The following is a 26088-nucleotide window of genomic DNA, read 5'->3' as shown; positions in this document are numbered from 1 at the left end:
TCAAGAGGCTTGAATGAAGTCGCTGTGACGCGACAACAGGACCGCCCGACGGGGACGGCCATTGTTGGTGAGTTCACCCTCGGCGGGGTCGAAGGGCGCGCGGACCTGCCAGCGCTTGACCTGGGCGTAGTCGGGCAAGGCCCGGTTGGCGCGGGCCACGGCCTGTGCGACTGCGGCCTCGTCCATGTCGGGGATCAGCGGCACGATCAGGGCTCCCAGCGTGGCTTGGGCCTCGCCGAACACCACTGCCTGGCGGATCTCGGGCTGGGCCAACAGCTCGCTCTCCACCCACTCGGGCGCAACATTGCGACCAAAGGCGGTGATGATGGTGTTGGTCCGCCGACCTTCGATGCGTAGGAAGCCGTCGGCATCCAGGCTGCCCAGGTCGCCGGTATGGACTGCGCCCTGGTGCGGTTCGCGGCCGGCATAGCCGAGGAAGGGTCGGGGCGAGACAATGATCTCGCCCTCGGCGTCAAGGGTCACCAACAGGTGCGACAGGGGCTTTCCCACCGCCCCGGCCTTACGGGCTGACGGGGTGTTGAGCGCCACGACCGAAGCGCATTCGGAGAGGCCGTAGCCCTCATAGACCGGCAGGCCCAAGGCCTCGGCCTGTCTCAGCAGCTGCGACGATACCTTGGCACCGCCCACCGCCACCAGGTTCAGGTCGGGGAAGCGGGCCCCGGTGAAGGTCATCACCATCAGGAGGGCGCGCAACAGCTCGGGCACGACAATCAGGCTTGTGGCGTGTTCGGCGGCGATGGCCTCGGCCAGGGCGGGAAGGTCGGGACGGAAGGGATTGTCGAGGCCCAGCTCGGCGGCGGGCAGGACGTGATAGCGACCGCCGGCCAGCAGGATCGGATAGAGCCCGGCCACATTCTCCAGCAGGATCGACAGCGGCAGCAGCGGCAGGTGCAGGCCGGCATAGTCGGCACCGATGGCCTCGACCAGGGCAGCGGCCGTGGCCTCCATCTGCTCTAGCGACAGGCACACGCCCTTGGGCTGGCCGGTCGAGCCGGAGGTATAGGTGATCTTGGCCGTGCCGGTTGGCAGGGTCACAGGTGCGGTCGCGCAGGGCCAGATGGCGATGGATGTGCCCAGGATCTCGAACGCGACGGTCCCTTCAGCCTCCTTAACCAGCAGGGTCGCACCGGCATCGGCGAGGGCGTGCTCGCGCTGGGCCGGGGTGAAGAAGCCCGGCAGGGGCAGGCTGGGCCAGCCCAGACGGATCAGGGCCAGATCCAGGATCACCCAGGCCGGACCATTGGCCAGCCGCACGGCGACCGGCGCACCGGGACGAACCAGGGGTGCAAAGGCAAAGAGCGCCGTCGCGACACGCTGGATCTCGGCTTCGAGCTCGGCATAGGTCAGGGACAGGGTGCGTGTGCTCAGGGCGATGGCCCCGGGCCTGTCGAGGGCGTGCCGGGTAATGGCGTGCAGAACCCGGCTCATCCGATCAGCTCCGCAGGCCAGGCGGGATGGAGCCTTGGCCGGATGTCCGGCACCTCCGGCGGCTCGACCATCAGCATCTGGGTCAGGGCGGGGAGGGCGGGCGCTATGGCACCGATCATCACCTCGGGATCGCGATTGTAGTATCCGCCCCAGTCGGCGGCACCGTCCCCGAGCCGGCTGGGCTCGGCGCGGGTCAGGGTCTGGGTGGCAAAGCCGACGCGGGCGAAACTGCGGCGCAGCTGTCGGGTCGCCGTCGCGGCGGCATGGGTGCAACCCTTGTGGTGCAGATGGCGCGCCAGGGCCAGGAACATGAACAGCGACGCCCCGGCGCTTTCCGATGCCAGACTGCCGATCTCGGCCACGGCAGAGCGGTCCACCGTTTCGCCGGACCGGCGGTGGATGGCCGCTTCGACGGGCTCGTCCAGATACTGCTCCAGGAACAGCGCGCCGTTGTCGGCCAGACGAAAGCCCACCGCGCCATGGATCCGGCCCTGGCCGTCCTGCACGCTCATCAGGGTGGGATAGTGGGCCCGGATCGTGCCGTTGAAGGCCGAGGCATAGGCGGCCTCGATATAGGCTTCGACCCGACGGCGCTCAGGCTGCATCAGCGAGTGGAGCGAGATTAGCCGGGGCTCCACCGAGGTGAAACGACGCACGCGGTCGGCGTCGAAGCGGAGGCTGCCGCGCGGGGCGCCGTCGTCGAGCATCATCACTTCCAGCAAGGCCGATCTCCGAACTCTGGCGGGCGTCTCATCGCCCTTCGAGGAGCCATGACGACGCGCCGGCCAAACCTCCTCAAAGGAATGAGCCAGGGGATTGCGATTGCGCGGGCGGGCGGCATCGGAAAGACTGCAAGCGTCTCCGGATTCCCCGGTGGGCGACGGGCCGATGGGCTCCAGGAGCGCAGGTCACGGCCTTGGACGACAGTGACGTCCATCCCTTGCTCGCCGCCTATCTCGAACGGCGCGAGGACCTGCTGCGCCATTTCCGCGTTCGGCTGCGGTCCGAAGAGGCCGCCCAGGATCTCGTGCAGGACATCTATCTGAAGATCACGCCGCCGCCGGCCGACCCCATCGACAACCCCGTCGCCTATCTCTACCGGCTGGGAACCAACCTGATGCTGGACCGCCTCAAGACCCAGCGACGGGCGGTTAAGCGCGAGACCGAATGGCGGGGTGCCAATGTCGACATGGTGCAGGGCCAGGACGCTTCGGCCGAGCCTGCCGCCGACGACGCCGTGGCCGCACGCCAGCGCCTGAACCAGATCATCGAGGCCGTGAACGAACTGCCCCCGGCAGTGCGCGAGGCCTTCCGCCTGCACAAGCTGGAAGGCCTCAACCACGCCGAGACTGCGGCAGCCATGGGGGTCTCGAGATCCAGCGTGGAGAAGTACATCATGACCAGCCTCAAACGCATCCTGGCCAAGGTGGGACGATGAGCTGGTTCACGGGTCGAAAGAAAGTTTGGAGGCACCCGGGGCTTTGTGGCGTCAATACGGCAAGCGGGGCGAGGATGAGCCTCAGGAGCGACGATCAGGCATGACCGGCCAAGGCGGTTCAACGACGAGCGACACCCTGCGCGACGACGCCGTCGCGTGGCTGGTGCGCGTGCAGTCGGACCAGGCCACGGCCGAAGACTGGTCGGCCCTGACCGACTGGCTGGAAGCCTCCGAAGATCATCTTGTCGCGTTCGAGGCGGTCGAACGGCTGGCCGCCGAGCTGAGCGAGCAGGCGGCCGACATCACTCCTGGCCTGACCCTGGCCCCGCCCAAGGTGGTTCCCTTCCGGAGGCGCGCCTCGCCGCCCGCCTGGTTCGCCCTGATCGCCGCTGCGGCAGCGATTGTCGCGCTCGTGACGGGTCCGACACTCTGGCGGTCCTATCAGGGCACGCCGACGGTCTACGAGACCGGTCCTGGCCAGACACGCCAGATCGCCCTGGCCGATGGCACCCGTATCCACCTGGACGCCGCCTCAAGGCTGACCGTGCGTCTGGGCTGGCGGACGCGTCGCGTGGAGATGGCCGACGCCCAGGCGACGTTTGACGTGGCCAAGGATCCCGGCCGGCCGTTCCTGATCGGCGTCGGCGACCAGCAGGTTCGCGTCGTCGGCACCGAGTTCAACATCCGGCACTTCGACAGGGCCGTGAAGGTCACGGTGCGGCGCGGCGTCGTCGAGGTGCGGCAACCGTCCCTGGGCTCTGGGCCCGTCGCGCGACTGGTCGCCGGACAGGCCCTGTCCCATGCCGAAGGGACGGGACGCTCGATCCAGACCGTTGCCGATCCGAGCGCGGCCTTCGCCTGGACCCAGGGACGACTGGTCTGCGACGACGAGACCCTGGGCCAGATCATCGCCGACCTGAACCGTCGTTACCCTACCCCCATCCGCGTGTCTGAATCCGTGGCGAAGCGACGCTTTTCCGGCGTTCTGGAACTCGGCGACGAGGCGGTCGTGGTCCAGCGCCTGGCGGGTTATTTCTCTCTCACCGTGCATCGCACTGGCCGTGAAATCGAACTACGCTGAGGCGGTCTTCGATTTCGGAGGGAGTGGTCTTGCGATCTGACGCGTGGCGGCGCTGGGTGCTGGTCCCGACCGCGACCTGCGCGATCGGCTTCTGCGCAACTGCGTCGGCGGCGGAGCAGACCTTTCTTTTCGATATTCCGCGCAAGCCGCTGAAGGCGGCCCTGATCGATCTCGCGATCCAGGGCGGCGTCTCGATCAGCACCCAGGCCGCATCGAGCTGTGCTGCCGACAGTCGTCTCCTGCGAGGGCGCTATAGCCTGAAGGCCGGGCTGGAGGTCCTGCTGGCGGGCACCGGCTGCGGCTTCCGGATGATCGACGCCCATGCCGTCCAGATCGTGCGCCTGCCGCCCAGCCGGGTCGTGGTCGAGCGGCCCAGCGCAACGCCCTCGGGCGAGCCATACCAGGGCTTGCCGGAACTGGTGGTCCTGGCCACGCGCCGTCCGACGCCTGCCGATCGACTGGCCTATGCTGTCAGCGCCCTGGGCGGCTCGACGATCGCCGGACAGGGGCTGCGCGATGTCGGCGACCTGGCCATGGCCGTGCCTTCTATGACGGTGACAAATCTGGGCGCAGGCCGCAACAAGATCATGCTGCGCGGCCTTTCGGACGGCCCCCTGACCGGCCGCACCCAGGCGATGGTCGGGCTTTATCTCGACGACACGCGCCTGACCTATAATGCGCCCGACCCTGACCTTCTGCTGATCGACATGGCCCAGGTCGAGGTCCTGCGCGGCCCGCAGGGCGCACTCTATGGCGCGGGCTCGCTGGGCGGGATTCTGCACCTCGTCACCGAGCCGCCAAACCCTACCGGCTTCGACAGCTGGGTTTCGGGCTCGGCCGCGACGACAAAGGGCGGCGCCGCGTCGGGCCTGGCCTCCGGCCTGGTCAACCTGCCCCTCTTCCAGGGGCAGGGGGCCGTTCGGGTCCTGGCCTATAGCGACATCCAGGGTGGCTATGTCGACGACGCCGGCCTCGGGCTGAAGAACGTCAATCGCACGGTCCGCTCCGGCGCGCGCCTGTTACTGCGGCTCGATCTTGATGAGCGCTGGACCCTGACCGCCGGCGCTGTGGGGCAGGCCATCAATGCCGAAGACACCCAGTACGCCCTGGCGTCCGAAGCGCCCTATACGCGGCGCAACCAGATCCGCGAGCCGCACGACAATGACTTTGTCGAGGTCCATCTGGGTCTTCGGGGCGATCTTGAAGGAGTCGAGGCGCGCTGGACCGTCTCGGCCGTTCGTCACGACATCACCAGCCGCTATGACGCGTCGTCCGCCCCGCCCGTCAGCCTGCCGCCTGGCCCTGCGGCCTTCGATGACCAGAACCTGATCCAGGGACAGGTGATGGAGGGATCCCTGGCCTCTTTAGTGGATGGACAGATCCAGTGGCTGGCCGGGGTGTTCCTGGCCCGCACGCGCCAGGACAATGATCTGGCCCTGACGCGGTTGGCTGCACCCGCGATGCCGGTCTTCGCCGAGGCCCGCCGCGATGCCCTGGACGAGGCGGCACTGTTCGGGGAGGCGGTCCTGCCCCTCGGCCCGTCGTTCAGTGCCACCCTGGGAGGGCGGCTGTTCCTGTCCAGGACGCGGGTCGTCAGCGTGGTCAGCAGTCCGGCGCGGCCGCCGTCGGTCTTTGACGGCAAGCTGTCGCGCTCCGGCTTTGCGCCCAAGATCGTCCTGACCTACGCCCTGTCGCCGCACGCCCTGGTCTATGCCCAGGCTGCCGAGGGCTATAGGGCAGCGGGCTTCAATACGAGCGGCCCGCCCGGTCAGGTCTTCACCGGAGACGGCGGCCAGCCGCGCCGGGTCTATCGGGGTGACGAACTGTGGAGCCTGGAGCTCGGTGCCCGGTTGAGCGCCCTCGACGGCCGGGCCCGCCTTCACGCCGCCCTGTTCCAGACCACCTGGAAGGACATCCAGAGCGACCAGCTTCTGCCTTCCGGACTGGCGTTCACGGCCAATATCGGTGACGGGCGCAATCTGGGGCTTGAGCTGGAGGGGACCTATCAGGTCGGCCGACTGAAGCTGGGGGGATCCTTCCTGATCAACGGCCCCGAACTGGAAAATGCCAATCCCGCTTTCCCGGCCCGCAGCGACCAGAGCCTGGCCGGGGTGCCGGGCCGCTCGGGCGGAATCACGGCCCACTATGACTGGAGCCTCTCGGATGAGGTCAACCTCGAGCTCGACGCGCGCTATGCCTATGTCGGACATTCGCGCCTGACCTTCGATGCCGCGACCGCGCCGACCATGGGCAGCTATGGCAGCGGACGACTGGCCCTGGGCCTAGCCGCGCCGCGCTGGCGCCTGACGGCCGCGCTCGACAATCCCGCCAATGCCAGGGGCGACACCTTCGCCTATGGCAATCCCTTCACGCTGCGCCGGACCCACCAGATCACCCCGCCCCGACCGCGCACGCTCTCGCTCACTCTGCGGGTTGACCGTTGAAGGCCTGAAGGGGCGCGATCAGTCCGGTGTGTTTGGCACAGCGCGGCACTGGGGCGCGCAGGAGCGGGCCGGGGTTCGTGACGTTGAAATGGGAAACTGGCGCACCCGACACGATTCGAACGTGTGACCTTTGCCTTCGGAGGGCAACGCTCTATCCAGCTGAGCTACGGGTGCTTCCGCCTTGCGGGGAACGGCCTCTTAGCCCAAAGGCGCGGGCGGCGCAAACGGGCTTATCGGCCGGTGGCTATTCTCCCCCCAGATAAATGAAGCGGGCAATGAACAGGGCGGCCAGCAGGTAGAGGAGCCAGTCGCTGATCCGCGCCTGACCGCGCACCAGCTTCAGGACCGCATAGCTGGTGATGCCGAAGGCCAGGCCGTTGGCGATCGAAAAGGTCAGGGGGATGGTGATCACGGTCAGGAAGGCGGGAATGGCCACGCAGGGGTCCTCCCAGTCGACCTCCTTGAGGGCCCCGATCATCATGGCCCCGACCAGGATCAGGGCGGGGGCCGTGGCCGCCGCCGGAATGGCCTGGACCAGCGGGGCGAAGAACAGGGTCGCCAGGAACAGCAGGCCGACGATCACCGCCGTCAGGCCCGTGCGTCCGCCGGCCTGAACGCCCGAGGCGCTTTCGATATAGCTGACCACCGTGCTGGTGCCGGCCAGGGAGCCGGCGATCGTGGCCACCGAATCGGCGGTCAGGATGCGGTTCAGGCGCGGAATCGACCCGTCGGGCGCGACCAGGCCGGCCTTCTTGGTCACCGCCACCAGGGTGCCGACATTGTCGAACAGGTCGACGAACAGGAAGACGAAGATGATCTCGGCCATGGCCATGCCCATGGCCCCGTTCAGATGCAGGGCGCCGGGGATGTCGAGCTGGAAGGCGGTGGCCGACAGTTCAGCGAGGCTGTAGCCGCCGGGAGCGACCTTCGACAGGCCCATGAGGGCGCCGGCCCCGGCAATGATCAGGATACCGATCAGGATGGCGCCCTTCACGCGCCAGGCCATCAGGGCCCCGATGACCAGCAGGCCGGCCAGGGCCAGAATCGCGGTGGGCTTGGTCAGGTCGCCCAGGGCCACGGTGGTGGCCGGATTGGCGACAATGATGCCGGCCTCTTTCAGACCGATGAAGGCGATGAACAGGCCGACGCCCGCGGCCACGGCCGAGAACAGGGGACGGGGAATGGCCCCGACGATCAGCTGGCGGATCCCGGCCACGGTCAGGACCAGGAAGGCGACGCCGGACAGGAAGACGCAGCCCAGGGCCGTCTGCCAGGGCACGCCCATGCCCAGCACCACGGTGTAGGTGAAATAGGCGTTCAGCCCCATGCCGGGGGCCAGGGCGATCGGATAGTTGGCGATCAGCCCCATCAGGATGCAGCCGATGCCGGCCGAGATGCAGGTGGCGGCGGCCACGGCCGCCACGGGCATGCCGGCCTGGCCGAGGATCGCCGGATTGACGATGACGATATAGGCCATGGTCAGGAAGGTGGTGAGGCCTGCGAGGGCCTCGGTCCGCAGTGTGGTGCCCTGGGCCTTCAGCCCGAACTGGCGTTCCAGAAAACTCATCGACTAGTCCCCCCAGACCCAAGCCCTGGAGATTGTCCAACCGTTCGGGGAACGCAAGGGCCGAGCGAGGTTCCGGCCCGCCTGGGCCCGCCCACGCCACCAAACGGGCGTTGCTGCCGGCCCGGCGAGCAGATCGGCAATGCCCGGCAGGGTTTCCCTAGTCGCGGGTCGGATCGGCGGCGTTCGGATCGCCATAGGTCAGGGCCAGGAAGACATCCTCCAGATCCGGGTCTTCGGTCGCGATGTCGCGAATCCGCAGGCCCTTGGCCCGCACCGCCGCCAGCACCTGTTCGACACTGGACTGACCGGTGCGATAGCTGACCGAAAAGGCCCCGCCCGCCCGGATCTTGGTCTCGAACCCTTCCAGGACCGGCGCCTCGCTGACCGGCACCTCCGGCGTGACCACGACATTGCGGCTGTCCATGCGCTGCAGAAGCGTGGCGGTCGGCTCGCAGGCCACGACCTCGCCGCGATTGACGATGGCGATCTGGTCGCACAGCTCCTGGGCTTCCTCGAGATAGTGCGTGGTCAGAACAATGGTCACGCCCTGGGCGTGCAGGCCCTTCACATAGCTCCACAGCTGGCGGCGCAGCTCGACATCGACCCCGGCGGTCGGCTCGTCGAGAATCAGCACCGGCGGCTGGTGGACCATGGCCTTGGCCACCATCAGGCGGCGCTTCATGCCGCCCGACAGCTGGCGGACATAGGCATTGGCCTTGTCGGACAGGCCCAGGGCACTGAGCAACTCGTCGGTCCGGCGCTCGGCCTTGGGCACGCCATACATGCCGGCCTGGACGTCGAGGGACTCGCGGGGGGTGAAGAAGACGTCGGTGGCCAGTTCCTGCGGCACGACCCCGATGGCGGCGCGGGCATCGCGCGGCCTCTGGTCGATGTCGCGGCCCCAGATTTTCACCGTGCCGCTGGTCTTGCGGGTCAGGCCGGCCAGGATGTTGATGAAGGTCGACTTGCCGGCGCCGTTGGGCCCCAGCAGGCCGAAGATCGAGCCGCGCGGCACCTTCAGGTCGATCCCGTTCAGGGCGCGCTTTTCGGGCGAGGTCTTGGTGGCAGCATAGGTCTTGAACAGGCCTTCGGCTTCGATGGCGTAGGCGGGCAGGTCCATGGAACGTCCAGACAGGTCCCGGGCGGGACGGAAGGGTCAAAGCGGCTCCCGCAAGGGAGGATAGAACGGGCCGGGCATGCGGCTTGAATTGACGACAGCGCGACGGGTCGCATAGGTATGCCTGCATCGCCGCCAAGCCAAGGCCGCGTCCAGACTTCAAGGGTTTTCCAACATGGCGCGCAAGGCCAAGACCGCAACCGCCACCGCTCCGACGGCCGTCGAGGTCGCCGCGACCGAGATCGGCGGCTTCCCGGCGCCGGAAACCGTCATGGTCCGCTCGCACCGCATCGCCTGCGAGGGCGTCGGCGGGGCGCTCGGCCATCCCCGGGTCTGGCTGGAACTCGGCGCAGCGGGTTTTGTCGACTGCCCCTATTGTGACCGCCGCTTCGTGGCGACCACGGCGGGCGGCCATGACGAAAACGAACGCCTGGCCCCGGGCGTCTATGAAGGCGGCGGCGGCCACTAGGCCTTGTCCGACGAGATTTCCTCCGCGCACCGCGCCGAAACCCTGGCCGAGGCCTGGGCGGCGGCTGAATGGCCCCATGAGGCCCCGGTCCTGCGCGCCATCGCCATGCCGTCCGACACCAATCCCGAGGGCGACATCTTCGGCGGCTGGCTGCTGTCCCAGATGGACCTGGCGGCGGCCTCGATCGCTTTCCACCGCGCGGCCGGCCGCTGCGCCACCATCGCCATCGACGGCATGACCTTCATCAGCCCGGTCTTTGTCGGCGACGAGGTCAGCCTGTTTGCCAAGGTCGTCCATACCGGTCGCACCTCCCTGAAGGTCGGGGTCGAGGCCTGGCGCCGCCGCCGCGACGGCGAGCAGGCCCACAAGGTCACCGAAGGCGTGTTCACCTTCGTGGCCATCGACGAACACCGAAAGCCGCGACCCCTGCCTTAGTCGGTTCGCACACTTGCCCCCTCCTGACCTGCTTCGCAGGTCGTCCTCCCCCGTAGGGGGAAGACGAGGTTCGCGCCTTTCATCTTCCCCCTGCGGGGGAAGACGGCTGCGCAGCAGCCCGTAGGGGGCAAGTCTGGCGGACACAGGCTTTCAACCTCACGCGAAATCTCGCTGAGTTATGGAAAGGGTCGCGGAGCGTCCGGACGACGTCCGGATGAGACTAGAAAATACCGTTTCGACGAAGCCGTCCGCTCCGCGTGACCGTTTTCCGCCAGCCTCCCGCCAGGTGGCCCTGTTGAGGCCTTACCGGGACCCGGACCCCGCCGTTTCCAGCGGGCTCCGGCGGTCGAAGAGGACGGGCTTACAGCCAGACACGCCCTTTTGCCTTCAACCACGCCGACGGCGGGCGGGTCTGGCCAGCAACCAGATCCCCGGACCGGTCGAGTATCCCCCTCGACCCCAGCCCCGCTCGATCACCCCCCGCCGCCGCCATGGTCGCTGGCCCTGCGCCCTTTCCTCGCGACGAGGTGGGTCAAGAATACGGGAGGTTTGGGCGCGTCGGATAAGTTTGCTGAACGCCCGCGCCAGTCCCCGTTCCTTCGACCCTCTCCCAGAGGGAGAGGGAGGGGCCCACGCTGGCGTGGGAGGGTGAGGGGTTACACCGTCAACCGTTGTCGCACCTCAGACCGTGCCCTGTCCGGAAGGGCTTCGCGAACCCCTCACCCTCCCACCGCTACGCGGCGGGCCCCACCCTCTCCCTCTGGGAGAGGGTTGTTAGTCCCCGTGCCGATCCGGGGATGGCGCGATCGCTATCCCCGCACTTGCCCCCTACGGATCGCTGTCCTTCATCTTCCCCCCGCAGGGGGGAGGACGACCTGCGCAGCAGGTCAGGAGGGGGCCTGCGGCGTTGGCCGGCGAAGCACCGCCCCGGCGTCGCCCACGCAGGGAGCGATCCCTAAATCTCACGGCGAGACGATCGCCGGAGAGGAAGGGTCTCTCAAGGACGACGCTGCGCGTCGCCGCGACGCGGCCGCCGGAGGCGGTCCTTGACAGACCCTTCCTCTCCGGCACGCTGCAGCCTCCAAGAGATTTAGGGATGCGCGGGACGCGGGGCGTCGGCTTTCGGGCGGGAAGGCAAATGGTGCTTCCGACCCAAGTCGGACCTCCTGAAACCCTCTCTCATAGAGAGAGGGAGGGGCCCGCCGCGAAGCGGTGGGAGGGTGAGAGGTTACAAACTTTCCGACTGAAGCGCGGCAAGATGGTGTTCGCCATTTCGCAGTATTGGCCGTGGCTAAAAGGTGGGCTGGGGTGTCAGGGCGCTCAACGACAGGAATCGAGGTTTTTCCGGCTAGCGGTGAAACCTCTCACCCTCCCACCGCCTGCGGCGCCGGGCCCCTCCCTTTCTCTATGAGAGAGGGGTTCCGTGATTCCGCTCACCACCCTGAACCGCCCCTCAGAATGTCCCCTATCCGCTGACGCGCATCCCCACCCCGCCAACTCTTCCCGCCGCCCGGCCGCCAGCCTATGGTCCGGCCATGACCGACACCGCTGCGCCCGCCGATTCTGCTCCTGCCCCGACCATGCCCGCAAACGGCCCGGCCGTGCGGCTGTTCCTGGTCGACGGCTCGGCCTATCTCTTCCGCGCCTATCACGCCCTGCCGCCCCTGACCCGCAAGAGCGACGGCCTGCCGGTCGGCGCGGTGCAGGGCTTCTGCAACATGCTGTGGAAGCTGCTGCGCGACATGCAGGGCGATGCGCCCACCCACCTGGCGGTGATCTGGGACCATTCGGAAAAGACCTTCCGCAACAAGCTCTACGACCAGTACAAGGCCCACCGCCCGCCGGCCCCGGAGGATCTGGTGCCGCAGTTTCCGCTGGTGCGCGAGGCCACCCTGGCCTTCGGCGTCCCGGCCATCGAACTGCCCGGCTATGAGGCCGACGACCTGATTGCCGCCTATGCCTGCCGGGTGCGCGAACTGGGCGGCGAGACCGTCATCGTCTCGTCCGACAAGGACCTGATGCAGCTGGTCGGGGACGGGGTCTCGATGTTCGACCCGATGAAGGGCGTGCGCATCGATCGCGAGCAGGTGTTCGAGAAGTTCGGCGTCTATCCCGACAAGGTCGTCGATGTTCAGGCCCTGTGCGGCGACAGCGTCGACAATGTGCCCGGTGCCCCGGGGATCGGCATCAAGACGGCCTCGCAGCTGATCAATGAGTATGGCGACCTCGATACCCTGCTGGCCCGGGCCGGCGAGATCAAGCAGCCCAAGCGGCGCGAGACCCTGATCCAATTCGCCGACCAGATCCGTCTGTCGCGCCAGCTGGTGCAGCTGGACTGCGATACGCCCCTGCCCGAACCGATCGCCGACCTGACCCTGCGCGAGCCCGACAAGGACGTGCTGCAGGCCTTCCTCGAGGCCATGGAGTTCCGCACCCTGGCCCGCCGGGTCGGGGACGGCAGCGCCGCCGCCGCGCCGCGCACCCTGGAGCGCCCGGCCGGGACGACGCCGACGGCCCCCGTCGCGACCGTCTCCTATATGGGCGCTGCCGCGCGCGCTGCGGCGGCCCCGGTCGCCGAGCCGGTCGCCATCGACACCAGCGCCTATGCCTGCGTGCGTGACCTGGCCACCCTGCAGGCTTGGGTCGACCGGGCCACGGCCAGGGGGCTGGTGGCCTTCGATACCGAGACGGATGCCCTGGGTTCCGCCACCGCCGGCCTGGTCGGCGTCTCCCTGGCCCTGGCACCGGGCGAGGCCTGCTACATCCCTCTGGCCCACGAGGAAAAGGCCGAGGGCCTGGCCTTCGAGACCGCCGCCAGCCTGGAGCAGATCCCGCTGGTCGAGGCGATCGCCGTGCTCAAGCCGATGCTGGAAGACCCGGCCGTGCTGAAGGTCGCCCAGAACGGCAAGTACGATATCGCCGTCCTGTCGCGCTATGGCGTCCAGGTCTCGCCGATCGATGACACCATGCTGATCAGCTATGTGCTGGAGGCCGGACTGCACGGCCACGGCATGGACGAGCTGTCAGAGCTATGGCTGGGCCACAAGCCGATCCCGTTCAAACAGGTGGCCGGCACCGGCAAGAGCCAGATCAGCTTCAAGCATGTCGGCCTGGTCGAGGCCACGGCCTATGCGGCCGAGGACGCTGACGTCACCCTGCGGCTCCATGCGATCCTGAAGCCCCAGCTGGCGGCGCGCGGCCTGCTGACCGTCTATGAGACCCTGGAGCGCCCCCTGCCGCCGGTGCTGGCGGCGATGGAGAACGAGGGCATCCGCGTCGATCCCGAGACCCTGAGGCGGCTGTCCAACGAGTTCTCGATGCGCATGGCCGAGTTCGAGGCCAAGGCCCAGGCCCTGGTCGGCCATCCGTTCAATCTGGGCAGTCCCAAACAGGTTGGCGACGTGCTGTTCGGCGAGATGGGCCTGAAGGGCGGCAAGAAGACCGCCACCGGCCAGTGGTCGACCGACAGCGACGTGCTGGAGGGCCTGGCCCTGGAGCACGAGCTGCCGCGCGTCCTGCTGGACTGGCGCCAGCTGTCCAAGCTGAAGGGCACCTATACCGACAACTTGATCGCGGCCATCGCGCCGGGCAGCGAGAACCGCATCCACACCTCCTATGCCCTGGCCGCCACCACGACCGGGCGGTTGTCCTCGTCCGATCCCAACCTGCAGAACATCCCGATCCGCACCGAGGAAGGCCGCAAGATCCGCAAGGCCTTCGTGGCCGCGCCGGGCAAGCGGCTGATCAGCGCCGACTACAGCCAGATCGAGCTGCGCCTGCTGGCCCATATCGGCGATATCCCGCAGCTGAAGAAGGCCTTCCAGGAGGGCCTCGACATCCACGCCATGACCGCCTCGGAAATGTTCGGCGTGCCGATCGAGGGCATGCCCAGCGAGGTACGCCGCCGGGCCAAGGCGATCAATTTCGGCATCGTCTACGGCATCTCGGCCTTTGGTCTCGCCAACCAGCTGGGCATCGGCCAGGGCGAGGCCGGGGCCTATATCAAGACCTATTTCGAGCGCTTCCCCGGTATCCAGGCCTATATGGACGCCACCAAGGCCTTCGTGCGCGAGCACGGCTATGTGACGACGATCTTCGGTCGGAAGATCAACATCCCCGACATCCACGCCAAGTCGGCGGCCCAGCGGCAGTTCTCCGAGCGGGCGGCGATCAATGCGCCGATCCAGGGGGCGGCAGCCGATGTGATGCGCCGGGCGATGATCCGCATGCCGGCGGCTCTGGTCGAGGCCGGCCTGTCGTCGAAGGTGCTGCTGCAGGTGCACGACGAACTGGTCTTCGAAGCCCCAGAGGCCGAGGCCGAGGCCACCTGCGCCGTGGCCCGCCGGGTGATGGAAGGCGCTGCTGCGCCGGCCGTGGCCATGTCGGTGCCCCTGACCGTCGAGGCCCGGGCGGCCCTCAACTGGGACGAGGCGCACTGATCAGGATAGTGGCGAAACGGGCCGGGGTGCGACATTGCGCGGCGCCATCGTTAATGCCATGTCAACCGATTTCAAAGCATGGCTAGGGTTGGTGCCTTGCCTCGGATTCAGACTTAAATCTTTGTTATATATAGGGTTTGAAGGCACCGTCGCGCTATCCAGGAGTTGGCTGTGTCTTTCGGCGATCTGAGAATTCCGCAAAAGCTAATGACGGTGTTTGCCGTCATGCTCGCCACGATCATGCTGATGGGCGCGGCGCTCTACGCCAATACGCAGAGCCTGACCAAGTCCTTCGAGCGGACCGAGCGGGCCCATCAGTCGTTGCGCGCCGCCGACACTGCAGCCTTCCGCCTGACCCGGCAGGAAAACTCGCTGCGCGGCTTCCTGCTGTCGGGCGATGAATACTACGTCAAGCGGCTGGAGGAGGCCCACAAGCCCAAGTTCCTGGCGGCGCTGGACAAGCTGCGCGAGCTGAACAAGGGCGACGAGGCCGATCTGGCTCGCATCGCCGCCGTTGACGCCGCCTATGCCGACTATCGCGCGCAGGCCATCGAGCCCGCCCTGAGCCTGGGCCGCGATCCCCTGACCCGCCCGCAGGCCATCGACCTGGTCAAGCATGACGGCATCGCCGACAAGGCCGTCGAGCCGGTCGAAAACGCCATCCAGGCCATCGTCGATGACTCCGAGGCCGTGGTCGCCGCCGAAGCCGCCGCCCAGAGGAAGGCCTCGACCGCCTCGACCCTGACCCTGGCCATCGGCATCCTGGTCACCGCCGCCATCGCCCTGGCCAGCGGCCTGCTGCTGACCAGCGGCATCGCCGGCCCCGTCGCCGCCATGACTGCCGCCATGCGCCGACTGGCCTCGGGCGACCATTCGGTGGCCGTGCCGGCCGCCGGCCGCAAGGACGAGATCGGCCAGATGGCCGCCGCCGTCAGCCACTTCAAGGAAGCCGCGCTCGAGAAGATCCGCATCGAGTCCGACGCTGCCCATCAGCGCCGTGCCGTCGAGGCCGAGCGCGCCGCCAACGAGGACGAGAAGAGCGAGATGGCCCGCAGCGATGCCGCCAATTTCGCCGCCCTCAATGAGGCCCTCGATCACCTGGCCTCGGGCGACCTGACGCACCGCATCACGATACCGTTCTCGCCGAAGGCCGAAGGCCTGAAGGCCAATTTCAACGCCGCGGCCGAACGCGTGCTGGACACGATGAAGGCGATCACCGCCACCACCGGCGGCGTCAGCGCCGGCGCGGAGGAGATTGCCCGGGCTTCTGATGACCTGTCGCGCCGCACCGAGCAGCAGGCCGCCAGCCTGGAAGAAACCGCCGCGGCCCTTGACGAGATCACCGCTACAGTCCGCCGGACGGCCTCGGGCGCCAAGGAGGCCTCGCAGGTGGTGGCCAACGCCCGCACCGACGCCCAGCGCTCGGGCGAGATCGTCAGCCAGGCCGTCGCGGCCATGACCGAGATCGAGGGGTCCTCGCAGAAGGTCGGCAACATCATCGGGGTGATCGACGAGATCGCTTTCCAGACCAACCTTCTGGCCCTGAACGCCGGCGTCGAAGCGGCGCGCGCGGGTGAGGCGGGTCGCGGCTTCGCGGTCGTGGCGCAGGAAGTGCGGGCGCTCGCCCAGCGCTCGGCCGACGCGGCCAAGGAGATCAAGGTCCTGATCTCGACCTCGACCCAGCAGGTCGGCACGGGCGTCAGTCTGGTGGGCCAGACGGGCGAGGCCCTGCAGCGCATCGTCACCCAGGTCGCCTCGATCGACGCCCTGGTCAACGAGATCGCCGCCTCGGCCACCGAGCAGTCCACGGGTCTGCACGAGGTCAATCAGGCCGTGAACCAGATGGACCAGGTGGTTCAGCAGAATGCGGCCATGGTCGAACAGGCCACCGCCGCCACCCACGCCCTCAAGGGCGAGGCCAGCGAGCTCGCCAATCTGGTCGGCCGCTTCAAGGTTTCCGCCGGGGGCGCAGCCCAGGCGGCCCAGGCGGTCCAGGCGGCCAACCGCGCCGCGCCGCCGCCGCGCGAACGTCCGCAGACCGCCGTCCGTCCGGGCCGTAGCTCGGCCGCTGTTGCGGTCAAGGAAGAGTGGGAAGAGTTCTAAGCCTCACGCTTCCAACAGGGTTTCCGCGAAACGGGCTCGCCGCCTTCACGGCGGGCCCGCCTTGCATTGGTACAGTTCCAAGCCAGGACACTCCGCCCTGAGCGGGCAAGCGCGCTCAGGCCCTGGGCGCCTAGCAACGAGGCCGAGGCGACCTGCGCCGTGGCGCGCCGGGTGATGGAAGGTGCTGCCACGCCGGCCGTGGCCATGTCTGTGCCCCTGACCGTCGAGGCCCGGGCGGCCCTCAGTTGGGACGAGGCGCACTGACGGACGGGGGCACCGGCCTCCAGAGGCTGGACGCCAGATCCGTGACACCTGTGACGTGTGGTCGCGGGGGGGGGCGACCCCGCCGACTGTGTCAGAATGTCGCAGTTCTACATCCGGGGGGCAAGAACATGTCCCCATCCGCCATCAATGCGCATGGGGCTTGCGTCGGGCTCACGGTTTTGCTGCAGCACCTGTGATCGCGACCGCTACCAGAGACGCGATTTGCCGCCACGAGGCCGAGCTGAAGATCAGGATTTCCGGAAGTCCTTGGTGGAGCCGAGGGGAATCGAACCCCTGACCTCCTCATTGCGAACGAGGCGCTCTACCATCTGAGCTACGGCCCCAAGGAAGCGCGGGAATAAGGCGGGGCGGGGCTCGCGTCAAGCTGCCCCGGTCGGCTTTGCTTGCCAGCGCGGGCAAGGCGCGGCAAGAAGCGGAAGACTCGGACGGGAAACCCATGGCCGCCATTATCACCTTCGCCTTCTTCATCGCTTCGGCACTGCTCGGCCTGCTCTGGTGGGCCATCATCATCTCGGCCGTCATGAGCTGGCTCGTGGCGTTCGACGTCATCAACCTGCGCAACCCGGCCGTCTATCAGGTCAGTACCTTCCTCGACCGGGTGACAGGTCCGGTGCTGCGGCCGTTCCAGCGGATCATCCCGCCCCTGGGCGGCGTCGATCTCAGCGCGATCGTCGTGCTGCTGCTGATCACCGGCGTGAAGGACATTCTCCTGCCGTCGCTGAAGTTCACCCTGATCGGCCTGCTGGGCTGATCCATGCAACTGGCCGTCCGCCTGACGCCGCGCGGCGGGCGCGACGGCGCGGACGGCTGGGCCCTCGATGCCGAGGGGCGGCCCTATCTGAAGGTCCGCGTGGCCAGCGCTCCGGTGGAGGGCGAGGCCAATGCCGCCCTGATCGGCTTCATCGCCAAGAGCCTTCGCCTGCCCAAATCCGCTGTCCGCCTGGCAGCGGGCGCGACCGCGCGCCTCAAGCGCCTGGAGATCGACGGGGTCGAGGCGACCGATCTGGAGCGCGCCTTCGGCCCGCGACCCTAGCTGACGGGGTCGCATGCCGGGCGGGGTTTGGGGTAGAATTTGCCCTTAGAGATTCTCCCGGAGGCCGGGAACGCCACGAAATTTGCGGCCTCCCCACGGAAATGTCGGTGGCGAGCCCATTGACGGGACGCTGGTGCTTCACGTCAACTCAGGGATCGGTGCTGAAAAGGCCGTTGCAAGCGTAAAGCGTCAGGCCGGGGGACAAGGCGCCGATGGGGGTCAGTGAATCGCAGCGGAACCTGGCGCGCGCTGCAGCTTCGCGTATGGCCAACATCTATCTGCGCCTGTTTGCCACCGCCACCATCACCGTGGTCCTCTACCTTGCTGCCGGCATGGACTGGATCTGGATCTGGGCCGGTGTCTATCTTCTGGCCCTGCTCGGCGAGCAGTGGGCAACCCGTTCGGTGGCGGCTCACCCCGAAGCGACTCCGTCACCCTGGCGCCGCTGGGCGCTGACGGTTTCGCCGTTCCTCACCTCGGCCACCTTCGGCTTTCTGGCCCTGCCGTTGTTTGCCTCAGATCTGAGGTTTGCGCCGACCTTGGGGGCCATGCTGATCGCGGGGTCCTTGCTCAATGTGATCGTCGTCAATGGCAGTTTGAGATCGGCGACCCTGTCGGCCGCCTTGCCCCACCTGGTCTATCTGCTGGCAGCGCCCCTGATCGCCCGCACGGCCAATCCGGACGCGCCCCTGGCCAATGTGCTATGGGTCGGGGCCGCCCTGCTGATCATTTCGGTCGCCGTCGCCAGCCGGACCCTGTCGGCGGCTCTTCAGGCCGAGGCCGACGCCAAGCATGAGGCCGAGCTGCGCCGGCAGGAGGCGGAGGAGGCCGTGGCCGCCAAGTCCGCCTTTGTCGCCATGATCAGTCATGAGCTGCGCACCCCGATCAGCGCCATCCTGGCCGGGGCGGCGCGGCTGCATAGCGAGGTGCCCGAGGCCAGTTCCAAGATCCATGCCCAGCTGATCAGCGACGCCGGTGGTCTGATGCGGGCCCTGCTCAATGACCTGCTGGACTTCTCGCGCCTTGAGGTCGGCCGGATGGCCGTCGAGAAGGCCCCGTTCAATCTTCGCCAGACCCTGTCGGACACCCTGCGCCTCTGGCGACCGGAAGCCGCCAAGAAGGGCCTCAGGTTGCGGGTCGTTGGGGCAGCATCCCTGCCCAAATGGGTATCGGGTGACGCCCTGCGCCTGCGTCAGGTGCTCAACAATCTGCTCTCCAATGCCATCAAGTTTACCGATCGTGGTGCGGTCGAGGTGCGTCTGGGCAGCCGGGACGAAGGCTCGGGGCACCATCTGACGATCACGGTCGTCGATACAGGGTCCGGCATTTCGCAGGCCGACATGGCCCGGCTCTTCACGCCGTTCGAGCAGCTCAGCACCAGCGTCGTGCGTCAGCATGGCGGATCGGGCCTGGGCCTGGTGATCAGCCGGGAACTGGCTCGTCTGATGGGCGGGGACCTGGTCGTCAGCAGCGTCGAGGGGCAGGGGGCTACCTTTACCCTGAGCCTGCAGGTCGAGGCCGCGGAGGCACCGCAGGTCGGCGAGGTCGGCCCATCGGTGGCAGGGACCCGGGTGCTGGTGGTCGACGACCATGTCGTCAACCGCCGGGCCATCGAACTGGTCCTGCAGCCCTTCGGGGTCGATGCAACCCTGGCGGAATCCGGTGAACAGGCCCTGGAACTGCTGTCCGCCGAGGTCTTCGATGTCGTGCTGATGGACGTTTACATGCCCGGCATGGACGGCCGCGAGGCCACCCGCGTGCTGCGCAGTGGCTCAGGTCCCAATCGCGACACGCCGGTGATCGCGGTCACCGCCTCGGCCACGCCCAAGGACTGGGACGCCTGCCGGGCCGCAGGCATGAATGCCCATGTGGCCAAGCCGATCGATCCGATCGAGCTCTACGCCGCCCTGGCTCAGGTGCTGTCCCCAGACCAGCGGGACGCGGCGAACCGGACGCCCGCCGCTGCCACGCCCTAGGGTGGGTGGGCACCTGTCGCCCTGACGAGGGTGGGCCCACTGCGGGGGGGCCAATGTACGGACCACACCCGCCAAGCCGCAGGGCGCAATTGTGAAGCTTCACCCGCACAAACTCAGACGATAAGACTCGCTGATGCGCATCGCGGTTATCGGGGCCTATGGGCTCATCGGCTCCTATGTTTCGGCGCGGCTTGTGGTCGATGGCCACGAGGTCCTGGGCCTGGGGCGTGACCTCGACGCGGCCCGCCGGCGCTTTCCTGCCCTCGACTGGAAGCGTGCCGACCTGGCGGAGGCCACGGTCGCCGACTGGGTCGCCCTGCTCGGAGGCGTCGAGGTGGTGGTCAATTGCGCCGGCGCCCTGCAGGACAGTCCCCGCGACGACCTGCGCGCAGTGCATGTCGACGGGGTCCGTCGCCTGGCCGAGGCCTGCGAAGCGGCCGGCGTTCACCGGCTGGTTCATATCTCGGCGGCCGGGGTTGGACCCGAGCGGGCCACGGCCTTCAATGCCACCAAGTTGGAGGCGGAGGCCTTGCTGGCCCAGTCGCCCCTGAACTGGATCATCCTGCGCCCCGGCCTGGTTTTCGCGCCCTCGGCCTATGGCGGCACAGCCCTGTTGCGCGGCCTGGCGGGTTTCCCGGGCATCAGCCCCCTGGTTCATGCCGATAGCCTCGTCCAGACGATCGGGGCCGAGGACCTGGCCCTCGCGGTCGCCCGCTGCGTCAGGCCAGATGCGCCGTCGCGGATCAGTCTCGACCTTGTCCATTCAGAGGCCCTGACCCTCGTCGACCTGGTCGGCCGTCTGCGCCTCTGGCTGGGGCTGCGTCCCGCGCCGGTGGTGCGTCTGCCGCTCGTCCTGGCCCGGGCGACGGCCGCCGTGAGTGATGGTCTGGCCTGGCTCGGCTGGCGCAGTCCGATGCGCACCGCCGCGCTCGAACAGCTGCGGATGGGTGTGCGCGGTCGGGCAGAAGACGCCGCGACTCTGGGCTTGCAGGTCAGGTCCTTCGACGCCCTGCTGACCGCCGCGCCCTCGGGCGTGCAGGAGCGCTGGTTCGCCCGCGCCTATTTCGCCAAGCCGGCCATTCTGACCTGCCTGTTTGGCTTCTGGCTGCTGTCGGGCCTGATCGGCCTGACAGTCGGATTTGACGCCGCCGTCGCCGTGCTGACCACGTCCGGGATGGAGGCCGGGCTGGCGGCTCAGGCGGTGGTGACCGGAAGCCTGGCCGATATAGGTCTGGCGCTGCTCCTGGCCTGGCGACCGACTGCGGCCCGCAGCCTGCAGGGCATGCTGCTGATCACGGCGGCCTATCTGATCGGCGGTGCCCTGGTCCGCCCGGACCTGTGGCTCGACCCTATGGGGCCGCTGCTCAAGAGCATTCCCGCCGCCTTCCTGGCCCTGACGGCCCTGGCCCTGCTGGACGAGCGCTGATGGACCTCTACACCCTCCTGAAGGTGGCCCATGTGATCGGGGCGGCGGTCCTGCTGGGCACCGGAGCCGGCATCGCCTTTTTCATGCTGATGGCCCACCGCAGCCGCGATCCGGCCGTGATCGCCCACACCGCCGGGATCGTGGTGCTGGCCGACACCGTGTTCACGGCTTCGGCCGTGATCCTTCAGCCGATCACCGGCGCCGCCCTGGCCCATCTGGCCGGCTATCCGCTGCTGTCAGGCTGGATCGGCCTGAGCCTCGTGCTCTATGTGGTCACGGGTCTCTGCTGGCTGCCCGTGGTCTGGATCCAGATCCGGTTGCGCGACCTCGCCCTCCAGGCGGCCGAAAGCGGCGCTCCCCTGCCTGAACGCTATTTCCGTCTGTTCAGGCTGTGGTTCGTGCTGGGCTTTCCCGCCTTTGCGGCGGTGCTCGGCATTGTCTGGCTGATGGTAGCCAAGCCCGCCCTGTGACGGAGGCGAGACCCCGGAGGTCAGGGGTCATGGGCGCGGTGTCGCCCCGCTCTGCAGGACAACACCACGCCCAGGATCATTGCCGTGTGATCAGAGCCCGTCGAACAGGGCCGTGGACAGGTAGCGTTCCGCGAAGCTGGGGATGATCGCCACGATCAGCTTGCCGGCATAGTCGTCGCGCAGGGCCAGATCGAAGGCGGCGGTCAGGGCGGCACCGGAGCTGATGCCGACCGGCAGGCCCTCGACCGCGGCCGAGCGGCGGGCCATGGCGAAGGCGTCGTCATTGCTGACCTGGATGATCTCGTCGATCACACCGCGATCCAGAATACCGGGCACGAAGCCGGCCCCGATGCCCTGGATCTTGTGCGGGCCGGGCGCGCCGCCCGACAGCACCGGCGAGGCTTCGGGCTCGACGGCGACCATCTTCAGCGAGGCCTTGCGGGCCTTCAGGACCTGGCCGACGCCCGAGATGGTGCCGCCGGTGCCGACGCCCGAGACCACGGCGTCGACGGCACCGTCGGTGTCGTTCCAGATCTCCTCGGCGGTCGAGACCCGGTGGATCAGCGGATTGGCAGCATTTTCGAACTGCTGGGGCATGATCGCGCCAGGCGTAGCCTCGATGATCTCCTGGGCGCGGGCGACGGCGCCGCGCATGCCCTTCTCGGCGGGGGTCAGTTCCAGCTTGGCACCCAGCAGCAGCAGCATCTTGCGGCGCTCGATCGACATGCTTTCGGGCATGACCAGGATCAGCTTGTAGCCCTTGGCGGCGGCTACGAAGGCCAGGGCGATGCCGGTATTGCCGCTGGTCGGCTCAACGATGGTCGCGCCGTCCTTCAGGATGCCCTGGGCTTCCAGGCTCTCGATCAGGGAGACGCCGATCCGGTCTTTCACCGAGGCGAGGGGATTGAAGAACTCCAGCTTGGCCACGACCTCGCCCTTGGGCTGGATCTGGGCCGTCAGCCGCGGCAGCCGGATCAGCGGCGTGTCGCCGATGGTGTCGAGGATGGAGTCATAGATCTTGCCGCGCCCGGAACGCTTGTAGCGGGCCGCATCATAGGAGGAGGTGGCGTCGGCCATGAGAAGATCTCGCTGAAAGTTGTCCGGCCCAAAGGCCTGAACGCACCTTAGGGCGCGGGGTTTTGACTGTCAGCGGGTCATTCGGCGGCAAGGCTTGCAGATTTGCTATCGATCAGGGGCTCGAGCAGACTTGCAGCTAGCCAGCGGACGACAGGCGGGGCCACGCCGTCGCCGATCACGTGCAGGCCCGCCGTCTGGCTGCGGGGCAGGACATAGGTCTCGGGCAGACCCATCAGCCGCGCGCCCTCCCGCGGCGACAGCAGCCGCGAGCGCACCTCGCCCTGATCGATGACCAGCAGGGTCTGGCGTGACGAGCCGCCGCGCGGGGTGCGCAGACAGCCGGCCAGGCCGTCAAAGCGGGCCTCGGCCCTTTGCTGGCCGTCCCGCATGCGCCGGAACACGGCCCCGACCGCCCGACCGCCGCCCTGCACATGGGCCTCGACCGCAGCGCGCTGGGCCGGGGCCATCAGGGCCAGCAGGGCCCGGGTCTTGTCGGGCGGGCTCCAGGCCATGGCCGCATCGGGCTCGAGCAGGGCGGCCAGATCGGTGTTGCGGGCCGGGGGCGCGGCCAGCCCCCACCAGATCCAGCCGGCCTGGAGGCCGGCCGGCAGGCGCGCGAACGCCGCCTTGACGGCGCGGCTGTGGAACGGGCTGGGACCGGCCAGGGCGTCTGCCCTTCGGCGGGAGGCGACCACAAAGACCCGCGGCCGTGACTGCGGCGTGAACCGCGCCGCGTCGATCTCAAGGGCCCCGAAGCCATAGCCGGCGTCGGCCAGGGCCTGGCACAGGGCGGTGAAGTCGCGGCCCTCATGCGAGGTCAGCAAGCCGACCACGTTTTCGACCACGATCGTGTCGGGGCTGCGTCCCTCGGCAGCGAGGGCCTGGATCAGTCGCCAGAAGCCGAAGAAGGCCGACGAGCGCCCGCCGGCCAGGCCTGCCCGGGCCCCGGCGAGGCTGAAGTCCTGGCAGGGGCTGGAGGCCCAGGCCAGGTCGGCGGTCGGCAGGCGGTCGGCCGCGATGGTCCAGACGTCGCCTTCGTGAAAATGCACCTCCTCGTTGGAAGAGCCCGCATCGGCGAAATTGGCGCGATAGGTCGCCGCCTTGACCGGGTCGAAGTCATTGGCGAAGGCGCAGGTCCAGCCGTCTCCCAGACCCAGACGGGCCATTCCGCCACCGGCGAAAAATTCCAGGAAGCTGGGAGAGGCTTTTCGAGTCATGCTGCGCAAGACTAGCCTCAGTCGCCTCAAGGGGGATAGCCGCCGCCATGCCACGTACAGCCGCCCTGACCGTTATGCTTCTGGTGCTCGCCGCCTGTGGCCCATCCCCGATGGGCGCGTCCGATGACGCCGCCCCTCCGGCAGATGCGCCGGCCTCGGCCCGGACGCCGAACTATGCCGGTGATCTCGATGTCCTCGGCACCGAGCCGTTCTGGTCGGTGAAGATCCGCGCCGCCGGCCTGACCCTGACCCGTCCCGACGCGCCGGACGTCGTCAATGCCAATCCCGGCGTGCGCCTCGACGGCACCCAGGGGGTCTGGGACTCCAACGGCGCAGAGGCAGACAAGGGCCGGCTGGTGGTTCGCCTGACGCCCGGCGTCTGTACCGACGGCATGTCGGACCGGATCTACCGGTTCTATGCCGAGGTCTGGATTGATGGCGAGACGCTCAAGGGCTGCGCCGAACACACGGCCATTCTGGCGGCCCAGCCCAAGCCCTAGGCCCGTTTCAGGTCGAAGGCGGGCCGTAACCCGGGACGGCCCTAGCCGCGACGCAGTTCGATCGTCTCGATCGAGGAATGCGAGGGATGCGACTTGTCCGAACCCGGGGTCGGCAGCAGCAGGCCGATCGTGATGGCGAGGACGAGGGCGAGGACGAAAAAGGCCTTGAGGGCCATGGCGGGTCTCTGTTCTGGCGTTGCGCGAAGATCGCGGCCGCGTTTCAGCAACAAAGATGGTTGCCAAAACCCGTCGTTCAAGCACCTGACCTCAGAATACCCGCGATGGGTTACCGGAATGCAAATCGGGCCGGGAACCTCTGCAGGTTCCCGGCCCGACCGAGTTGAAAGCCCTATGGCTTCAGATCGAAATCAATAGATTTCGAACAGGCCGGCCGCGCCCATACCGCCGCCGATGCACATGGTGACCACGCCCAGCTTGGCACCGCGACGCTTGCCTTCCATCAGCAGGTGGCCGGCGCAGCGGGCGCCGGTCATGCCGAAGGGGTGGCCGATGGCGATCGAGCCGCCATTGACGTTGTACTTCTCGGGATCGATGCCCAGACGGTCGCGGCTGTAGAGGCACTGGCTGGCGAAGGCCTCGTTCAGTTCCCACAGGTCGATGTCGTCGACCTTCAGGCCGTGGCGCTCCAGCAGGCGCGGCACGGCGAAGACCGGACCGATGCCCATCTCGTCGGGCTCGCAACCGGCCACGGCGAAGCCGCGGAAGGCACCCAGAGGGGTCAGGCCGCGACGGGCAGCTTCGGCGGCTTCCATCACCACCACGGCAGCAGCGCCGTCCGACAGCTGGCTGGCATTGCCGGCGGTGACGAACTTGCCTTCGCCCATGACCGGCTTCAGGCTGGAGAGGCCTTCCAGCGTGGTGTCAGCGCGGTTGCACTCGTCCTTGTCGACCACATAGTCGACGAAGCTCTCTTCCTTGGTTTCCTTGTTGACCACCTTCATCTTGGTGGCCATCGGCACGATCTCGTCCTTGAACAGGCCGGCGGCCTGGGCAGCGGCGATGCGCTGCTGGCTGCGCAGGGCGTATTCGTCCTGGTATTCGCGGCTGACATTGTAGCGCTTGGCGACGATGTCGGCGGTGTCGATCATCGCCATCCAGAGGGCCGGATGGCTCTTCATCAGCTTTTCTTCGGTGATGTGGAAGCGGTTCATGTGGCCGCCCGCATTGACCAGCGAGATCGATTCCACGCCGCCGCCGACCGCGACATCAGCGCCGTCATTGCGGACATAGTTGGCTGCCGTGGCGATGGCCTGCAGACCCGACGAACAGAAGCGGTTGATGGTGTGGCCCGAGGTGGTGACCGGCAGGCCGGCCCACATGGCGGCATTGCGGGCCACGTTCATGCCGGTGGCGCCTTCGGGACCGCCGCAGCCCAGGGCCACGTCTTCCACTTCAGCCCCTTCGAGGCCGGCCCGCGCCACGGCGTGCTGGATGGCATGGCCGGCCATGGCGGCGCCGTGCGTATTGTTGAAACCGCCGCGGACTGACTTGGCCAGACCGGTGCGGGCGTAAGAGACGATGACCGCTTCGCGCATGAGCGC

General features: G+C 68.0%; 21 protein-coding genes, 2 tRNA genes and 1 pseudogene. 14 read left to right on the top strand and 10 right to left on the bottom strand.

The annotated features are described in order from the left end of the window. Positions 1-1449 carry an AMP-binding protein gene (locus tag AQ619_RS16315; protein WP_062150101.1) on the bottom strand — a complete coding sequence of 483 codons (1449 nt, stop codon included), beginning with the start codon at positions 1447-1449 and terminating at the stop codon, positions 1-3. Further along, positions 1446-2162, bottom strand: coding sequence for a thermostable hemolysin (locus AQ619_RS16310; protein ID WP_236849576.1), 717 nt, complete (start codon positions 2160-2162; stop codon positions 1446-1448). Before AQ619_RS16310 ends, AQ619_RS16315 begins: the two co-directional genes overlap by 4 nt. A 203-nt stretch (positions 2163-2365) precedes the next feature. Here AQ619_RS16310 and AQ619_RS16305 point away from each other — a divergent pair, with 203 nt between their 5' ends. The 3 genes from AQ619_RS16305 to AQ619_RS16295 all read left to right on the top strand — a co-directional run bounded on the left by AQ619_RS16305 (position 2366) and on the right by AQ619_RS16295 (position 6412). Further along, complete coding sequence (locus AQ619_RS16305) at positions 2366-2887, top strand: RNA polymerase sigma factor (protein WP_062150097.1); 522 nt, start codon at positions 2366-2368, stop codon at positions 2885-2887. Between the two features lie 100 nt (positions 2888-2987). Beyond that, entirely contained in the window at positions 2988-3968 is a 981-nt protein-coding gene (locus AQ619_RS16300; protein WP_062150095.1) for a FecR family protein, read from the top strand. 29 nt (positions 3969-3997) lie between these two features. Beyond that, entirely contained in the window at positions 3998-6412 is a 2415-nt protein-coding gene (locus AQ619_RS16295; protein WP_062150093.1) for a TonB-dependent receptor, read from the top strand. A gap of 97 nt (positions 6413-6509) precedes the next feature. Here the strand turns inward: AQ619_RS16295 and AQ619_RS16290 are convergent. The 3 genes from AQ619_RS16290 to AQ619_RS16280 form a co-directional block, all read right to left on the bottom strand. Beyond that, positions 6510-6586 (bottom strand) — tRNA-Arg (locus AQ619_RS16290). A 70-nt stretch (positions 6587-6656) separates the two neighbouring features. Next, on the bottom strand, positions 6657-7979 hold the full coding sequence (locus AQ619_RS16285; RefSeq protein ID WP_062150092.1) for an NCS2 family permease: 1323 nt from the start codon (positions 7977-7979) through the stop codon (positions 6657-6659). Between the two features lie 157 nt (positions 7980-8136). Continuing rightward, complete coding sequence (locus AQ619_RS16280) at positions 8137-9099, bottom strand: ABC transporter ATP-binding protein (RefSeq protein WP_062150090.1); 963 nt, start codon at positions 9097-9099, stop codon at positions 8137-8139. A gap of 172 nt (positions 9100-9271) precedes the next feature. Here AQ619_RS16280 and AQ619_RS16275 point away from each other — a divergent pair, with 172 nt between their 5' ends. The 5 genes and pseudogenes from AQ619_RS16275 to AQ619_RS19595 all read left to right on the top strand — a co-directional run. Then, on the top strand, positions 9272-9565 hold the full coding sequence (locus AQ619_RS16275; protein WP_084746101.1) for a zinc-finger domain-containing protein: 294 nt from the start codon (positions 9272-9274) through the stop codon (positions 9563-9565). Between the two features lie 3 nt (positions 9566-9568). Continuing rightward, the gene (locus AQ619_RS16270; protein WP_062150088.1) at positions 9569-10000 is read left to right on the top strand and encodes an acyl-CoA thioesterase; all 432 of its coding nucleotides are present in this window, start codon (positions 9569-9571) and stop codon (positions 9998-10000) included. A 1535-nt stretch (positions 10001-11535) separates the two neighbouring features. Further along, positions 11536-14439, top strand: a complete 2904-nt coding sequence (polA, locus tag AQ619_RS16265; protein WP_062150085.1) for a DNA polymerase I — start codon at positions 11536-11538, stop codon at positions 14437-14439. Between the two features lie 207 nt (positions 14440-14646). Further along, positions 14647-16542 carry a methyl-accepting chemotaxis protein gene (locus AQ619_RS16260; RefSeq protein WP_236849494.1) on the top strand — a complete coding sequence of 632 codons (1896 nt, stop codon included), beginning with the start codon at positions 14647-14649 and terminating at the stop codon, positions 16540-16542. A gap of 126 nt (positions 16543-16668) precedes the next feature. Continuing rightward, positions 16669-16806, top strand: a pseudogene (locus AQ619_RS19595) (hypothetical protein); the annotation flags it as partial. Positions 16807-17074: 268 nt separating this feature from the next. Here the strand turns inward: AQ619_RS19595 and AQ619_RS16250 are convergent. Continuing rightward, positions 17075-17150 (bottom strand) — tRNA-Ala (locus AQ619_RS16250). Between the two features lie 113 nt (positions 17151-17263). Here AQ619_RS16250 and AQ619_RS16245 point away from each other — a divergent pair. From AQ619_RS16245 to AQ619_RS16225, 5 genes are all read left to right on the top strand, one after another. Further along, entirely contained in the window at positions 17264-17578 is a 315-nt protein-coding gene (locus AQ619_RS16245) for a YggT family protein (RefSeq protein WP_174515181.1), read from the top strand. A 3-nt stretch (positions 17579-17581) separates the two neighbouring features. Beyond that, on the top strand, positions 17582-17860 hold the full coding sequence (locus tag AQ619_RS16240) for a DUF167 family protein (protein ID WP_062150076.1): 279 nt from the start codon (positions 17582-17584) through the stop codon (positions 17858-17860). 263 nt (positions 17861-18123) lie between these two features. Further along, positions 18124-19836 carry an ATP-binding protein gene (locus AQ619_RS16235; protein WP_236849493.1) on the top strand — a complete coding sequence of 571 codons (1713 nt, stop codon included), beginning with the start codon at positions 18124-18126 and terminating at the stop codon, positions 19834-19836. A gap of 133 nt (positions 19837-19969) precedes the next feature. Further along, a complete protein-coding gene (locus AQ619_RS16230) occupies positions 19970-21262 on the top strand; it encodes an NAD(P)H-binding protein (protein WP_062150072.1) in 1293 nt (430 codons plus the stop codon). Further along, on the top strand, positions 21262-21732 hold the full coding sequence (locus AQ619_RS16225; RefSeq protein WP_062150069.1) for a DUF2269 family protein: 471 nt from the start codon (positions 21262-21264) through the stop codon (positions 21730-21732). The genes AQ619_RS16230 and AQ619_RS16225 overlap by 1 nt, the downstream gene beginning before the upstream one ends. Positions 21733-21822: 90 nt before the next feature. Here AQ619_RS16225 and cysK read toward each other — a convergent pair whose 3' ends face one another. Beyond that, entirely contained in the window at positions 21823-22809 is a 987-nt protein-coding gene (cysK, locus tag AQ619_RS16220) for a cysteine synthase A (RefSeq protein ID WP_062150066.1), read from the bottom strand. Between the two features lie 77 nt (positions 22810-22886). Beyond that, positions 22887-24026, bottom strand: a complete 1140-nt coding sequence (locus AQ619_RS16215) for a DNA cytosine methyltransferase (protein WP_062151770.1) — start codon at positions 24024-24026, stop codon at positions 22887-22889. 47 nt (positions 24027-24073) lie between these two features. Between AQ619_RS16215 and AQ619_RS16210 the strand changes: the two genes are divergently transcribed. Further along, entirely contained in the window at positions 24074-24526 is a 453-nt protein-coding gene (locus AQ619_RS16210) for a COG3650 family protein (protein ID WP_062150063.1), read from the top strand. 41 nt (positions 24527-24567) lie between these two features. Here AQ619_RS16210 and AQ619_RS19460 read toward each other — a convergent pair whose 3' ends face one another. Together AQ619_RS19460 and AQ619_RS16205 are read right to left on the bottom strand one after the other, a co-directional pair. Next, positions 24568-24702: a hypothetical protein gene (locus AQ619_RS19460; RefSeq protein WP_257720828.1), complete on the bottom strand. Its 135-nt coding sequence runs from the start codon at positions 24700-24702 to the stop codon at positions 24568-24570. 192 nt (positions 24703-24894) lie between these two features. Continuing rightward, positions 24895-26082: an acetyl-CoA C-acyltransferase gene (locus AQ619_RS16205; RefSeq protein WP_062150060.1), complete on the bottom strand. Its 1188-nt coding sequence runs from the start codon at positions 26080-26082 to the stop codon at positions 24895-24897. Positions 26083-26088 lie beyond the last annotated feature (6 nt).

The sequence above is a fragment of the Caulobacter henricii genome, assembly GCF_001414055.1.
Taxonomy (GTDB): domain Bacteria; phylum Pseudomonadota; class Alphaproteobacteria; order Caulobacterales; family Caulobacteraceae; genus Caulobacter; species Caulobacter henricii.
The sequence above is the reverse complement of the archived record's forward strand: the minus strand, read 5'-3'. Positions and strand labels throughout refer to the sequence as shown.

What these genes read in the sequence shown, in the direction of transcription:
- AQ619_RS16315 (WP_062150101.1), bottom strand. Translation starts at nt 1,449, where the DNA reads ATGAGCCGGGTTCTGCACGCCATTACCCGGCACGCCCTCGACAGGCCC.
- AQ619_RS16300 (WP_062150095.1), top strand. Translation starts at nt 2,988, where the DNA reads ATGACCGGCCAAGGCGGTTCAACGACGAGCGACACCCTGCGCGACGAC.
- AQ619_RS16285 (WP_062150092.1), bottom strand. Translation starts at nt 7,979, where the DNA reads ATGAGTTTTCTGGAACGCCAGTTCGGGCTGAAGGCCCAGGGCACCACA.
- AQ619_RS16280 (WP_062150090.1), bottom strand. Translation starts at nt 9,099, where the DNA reads ATGGACCTGCCCGCCTACGCCATCGAAGCCGAAGGCCTGTTCAAGACC.
- AQ619_RS16275 (WP_084746101.1), top strand. Translation starts at nt 9,272, where the DNA reads ATGGCGCGCAAGGCCAAGACCGCAACCGCCACCGCTCCGACGGCCGTC.
- polA (WP_062150085.1), top strand. Translation starts at nt 11,536, where the DNA reads ATGACCGACACCGCTGCGCCCGCCGATTCTGCTCCTGCCCCGACCATG.
- AQ619_RS16260 (WP_236849494.1), top strand. Translation starts at nt 14,647, where the DNA reads ATGACGGTGTTTGCCGTCATGCTCGCCACGATCATGCTGATGGGCGCG.
- AQ619_RS16245 (WP_174515181.1), top strand. Translation starts at nt 17,264, where the DNA reads ATGGCCGCCATTATCACCTTCGCCTTCTTCATCGCTTCGGCACTGCTC.
- AQ619_RS16240 (WP_062150076.1), top strand. Translation starts at nt 17,582, where the DNA reads ATGCAACTGGCCGTCCGCCTGACGCCGCGCGGCGGGCGCGACGGCGCG.
- AQ619_RS16235 (WP_236849493.1), top strand. Translation starts at nt 18,124, where the DNA reads ATGGCCAACATCTATCTGCGCCTGTTTGCCACCGCCACCATCACCGTG.
- AQ619_RS16230 (WP_062150072.1), top strand. Translation starts at nt 19,970, where the DNA reads ATGCGCATCGCGGTTATCGGGGCCTATGGGCTCATCGGCTCCTATGTT.
- AQ619_RS16225 (WP_062150069.1), top strand. Translation starts at nt 21,262, where the DNA reads ATGGACCTCTACACCCTCCTGAAGGTGGCCCATGTGATCGGGGCGGCG.
- cysK (WP_062150066.1), bottom strand. Translation starts at nt 22,809, where the DNA reads ATGGCCGACGCCACCTCCTCCTATGATGCGGCCCGCTACAAGCGTTCC.
- AQ619_RS16215 (WP_062151770.1), bottom strand. Translation starts at nt 24,026, where the DNA reads ATGACTCGAAAAGCCTCTCCCAGCTTCCTGGAATTTTTCGCCGGTGGC.
- AQ619_RS16210 (WP_062150063.1), top strand. Translation starts at nt 24,074, where the DNA reads ATGCCACGTACAGCCGCCCTGACCGTTATGCTTCTGGTGCTCGCCGCC.
- AQ619_RS19460 (WP_257720828.1), bottom strand. Translation starts at nt 24,702, where the DNA reads ATGGCCCTCAAGGCCTTTTTCGTCCTCGCCCTCGTCCTCGCCATCACG.
- AQ619_RS16205 (WP_062150060.1), bottom strand. Translation starts at nt 26,082, where the DNA reads ATGCGCGAAGCGGTCATCGTCTCTTACGCCCGCACCGGTCTGGCCAAG.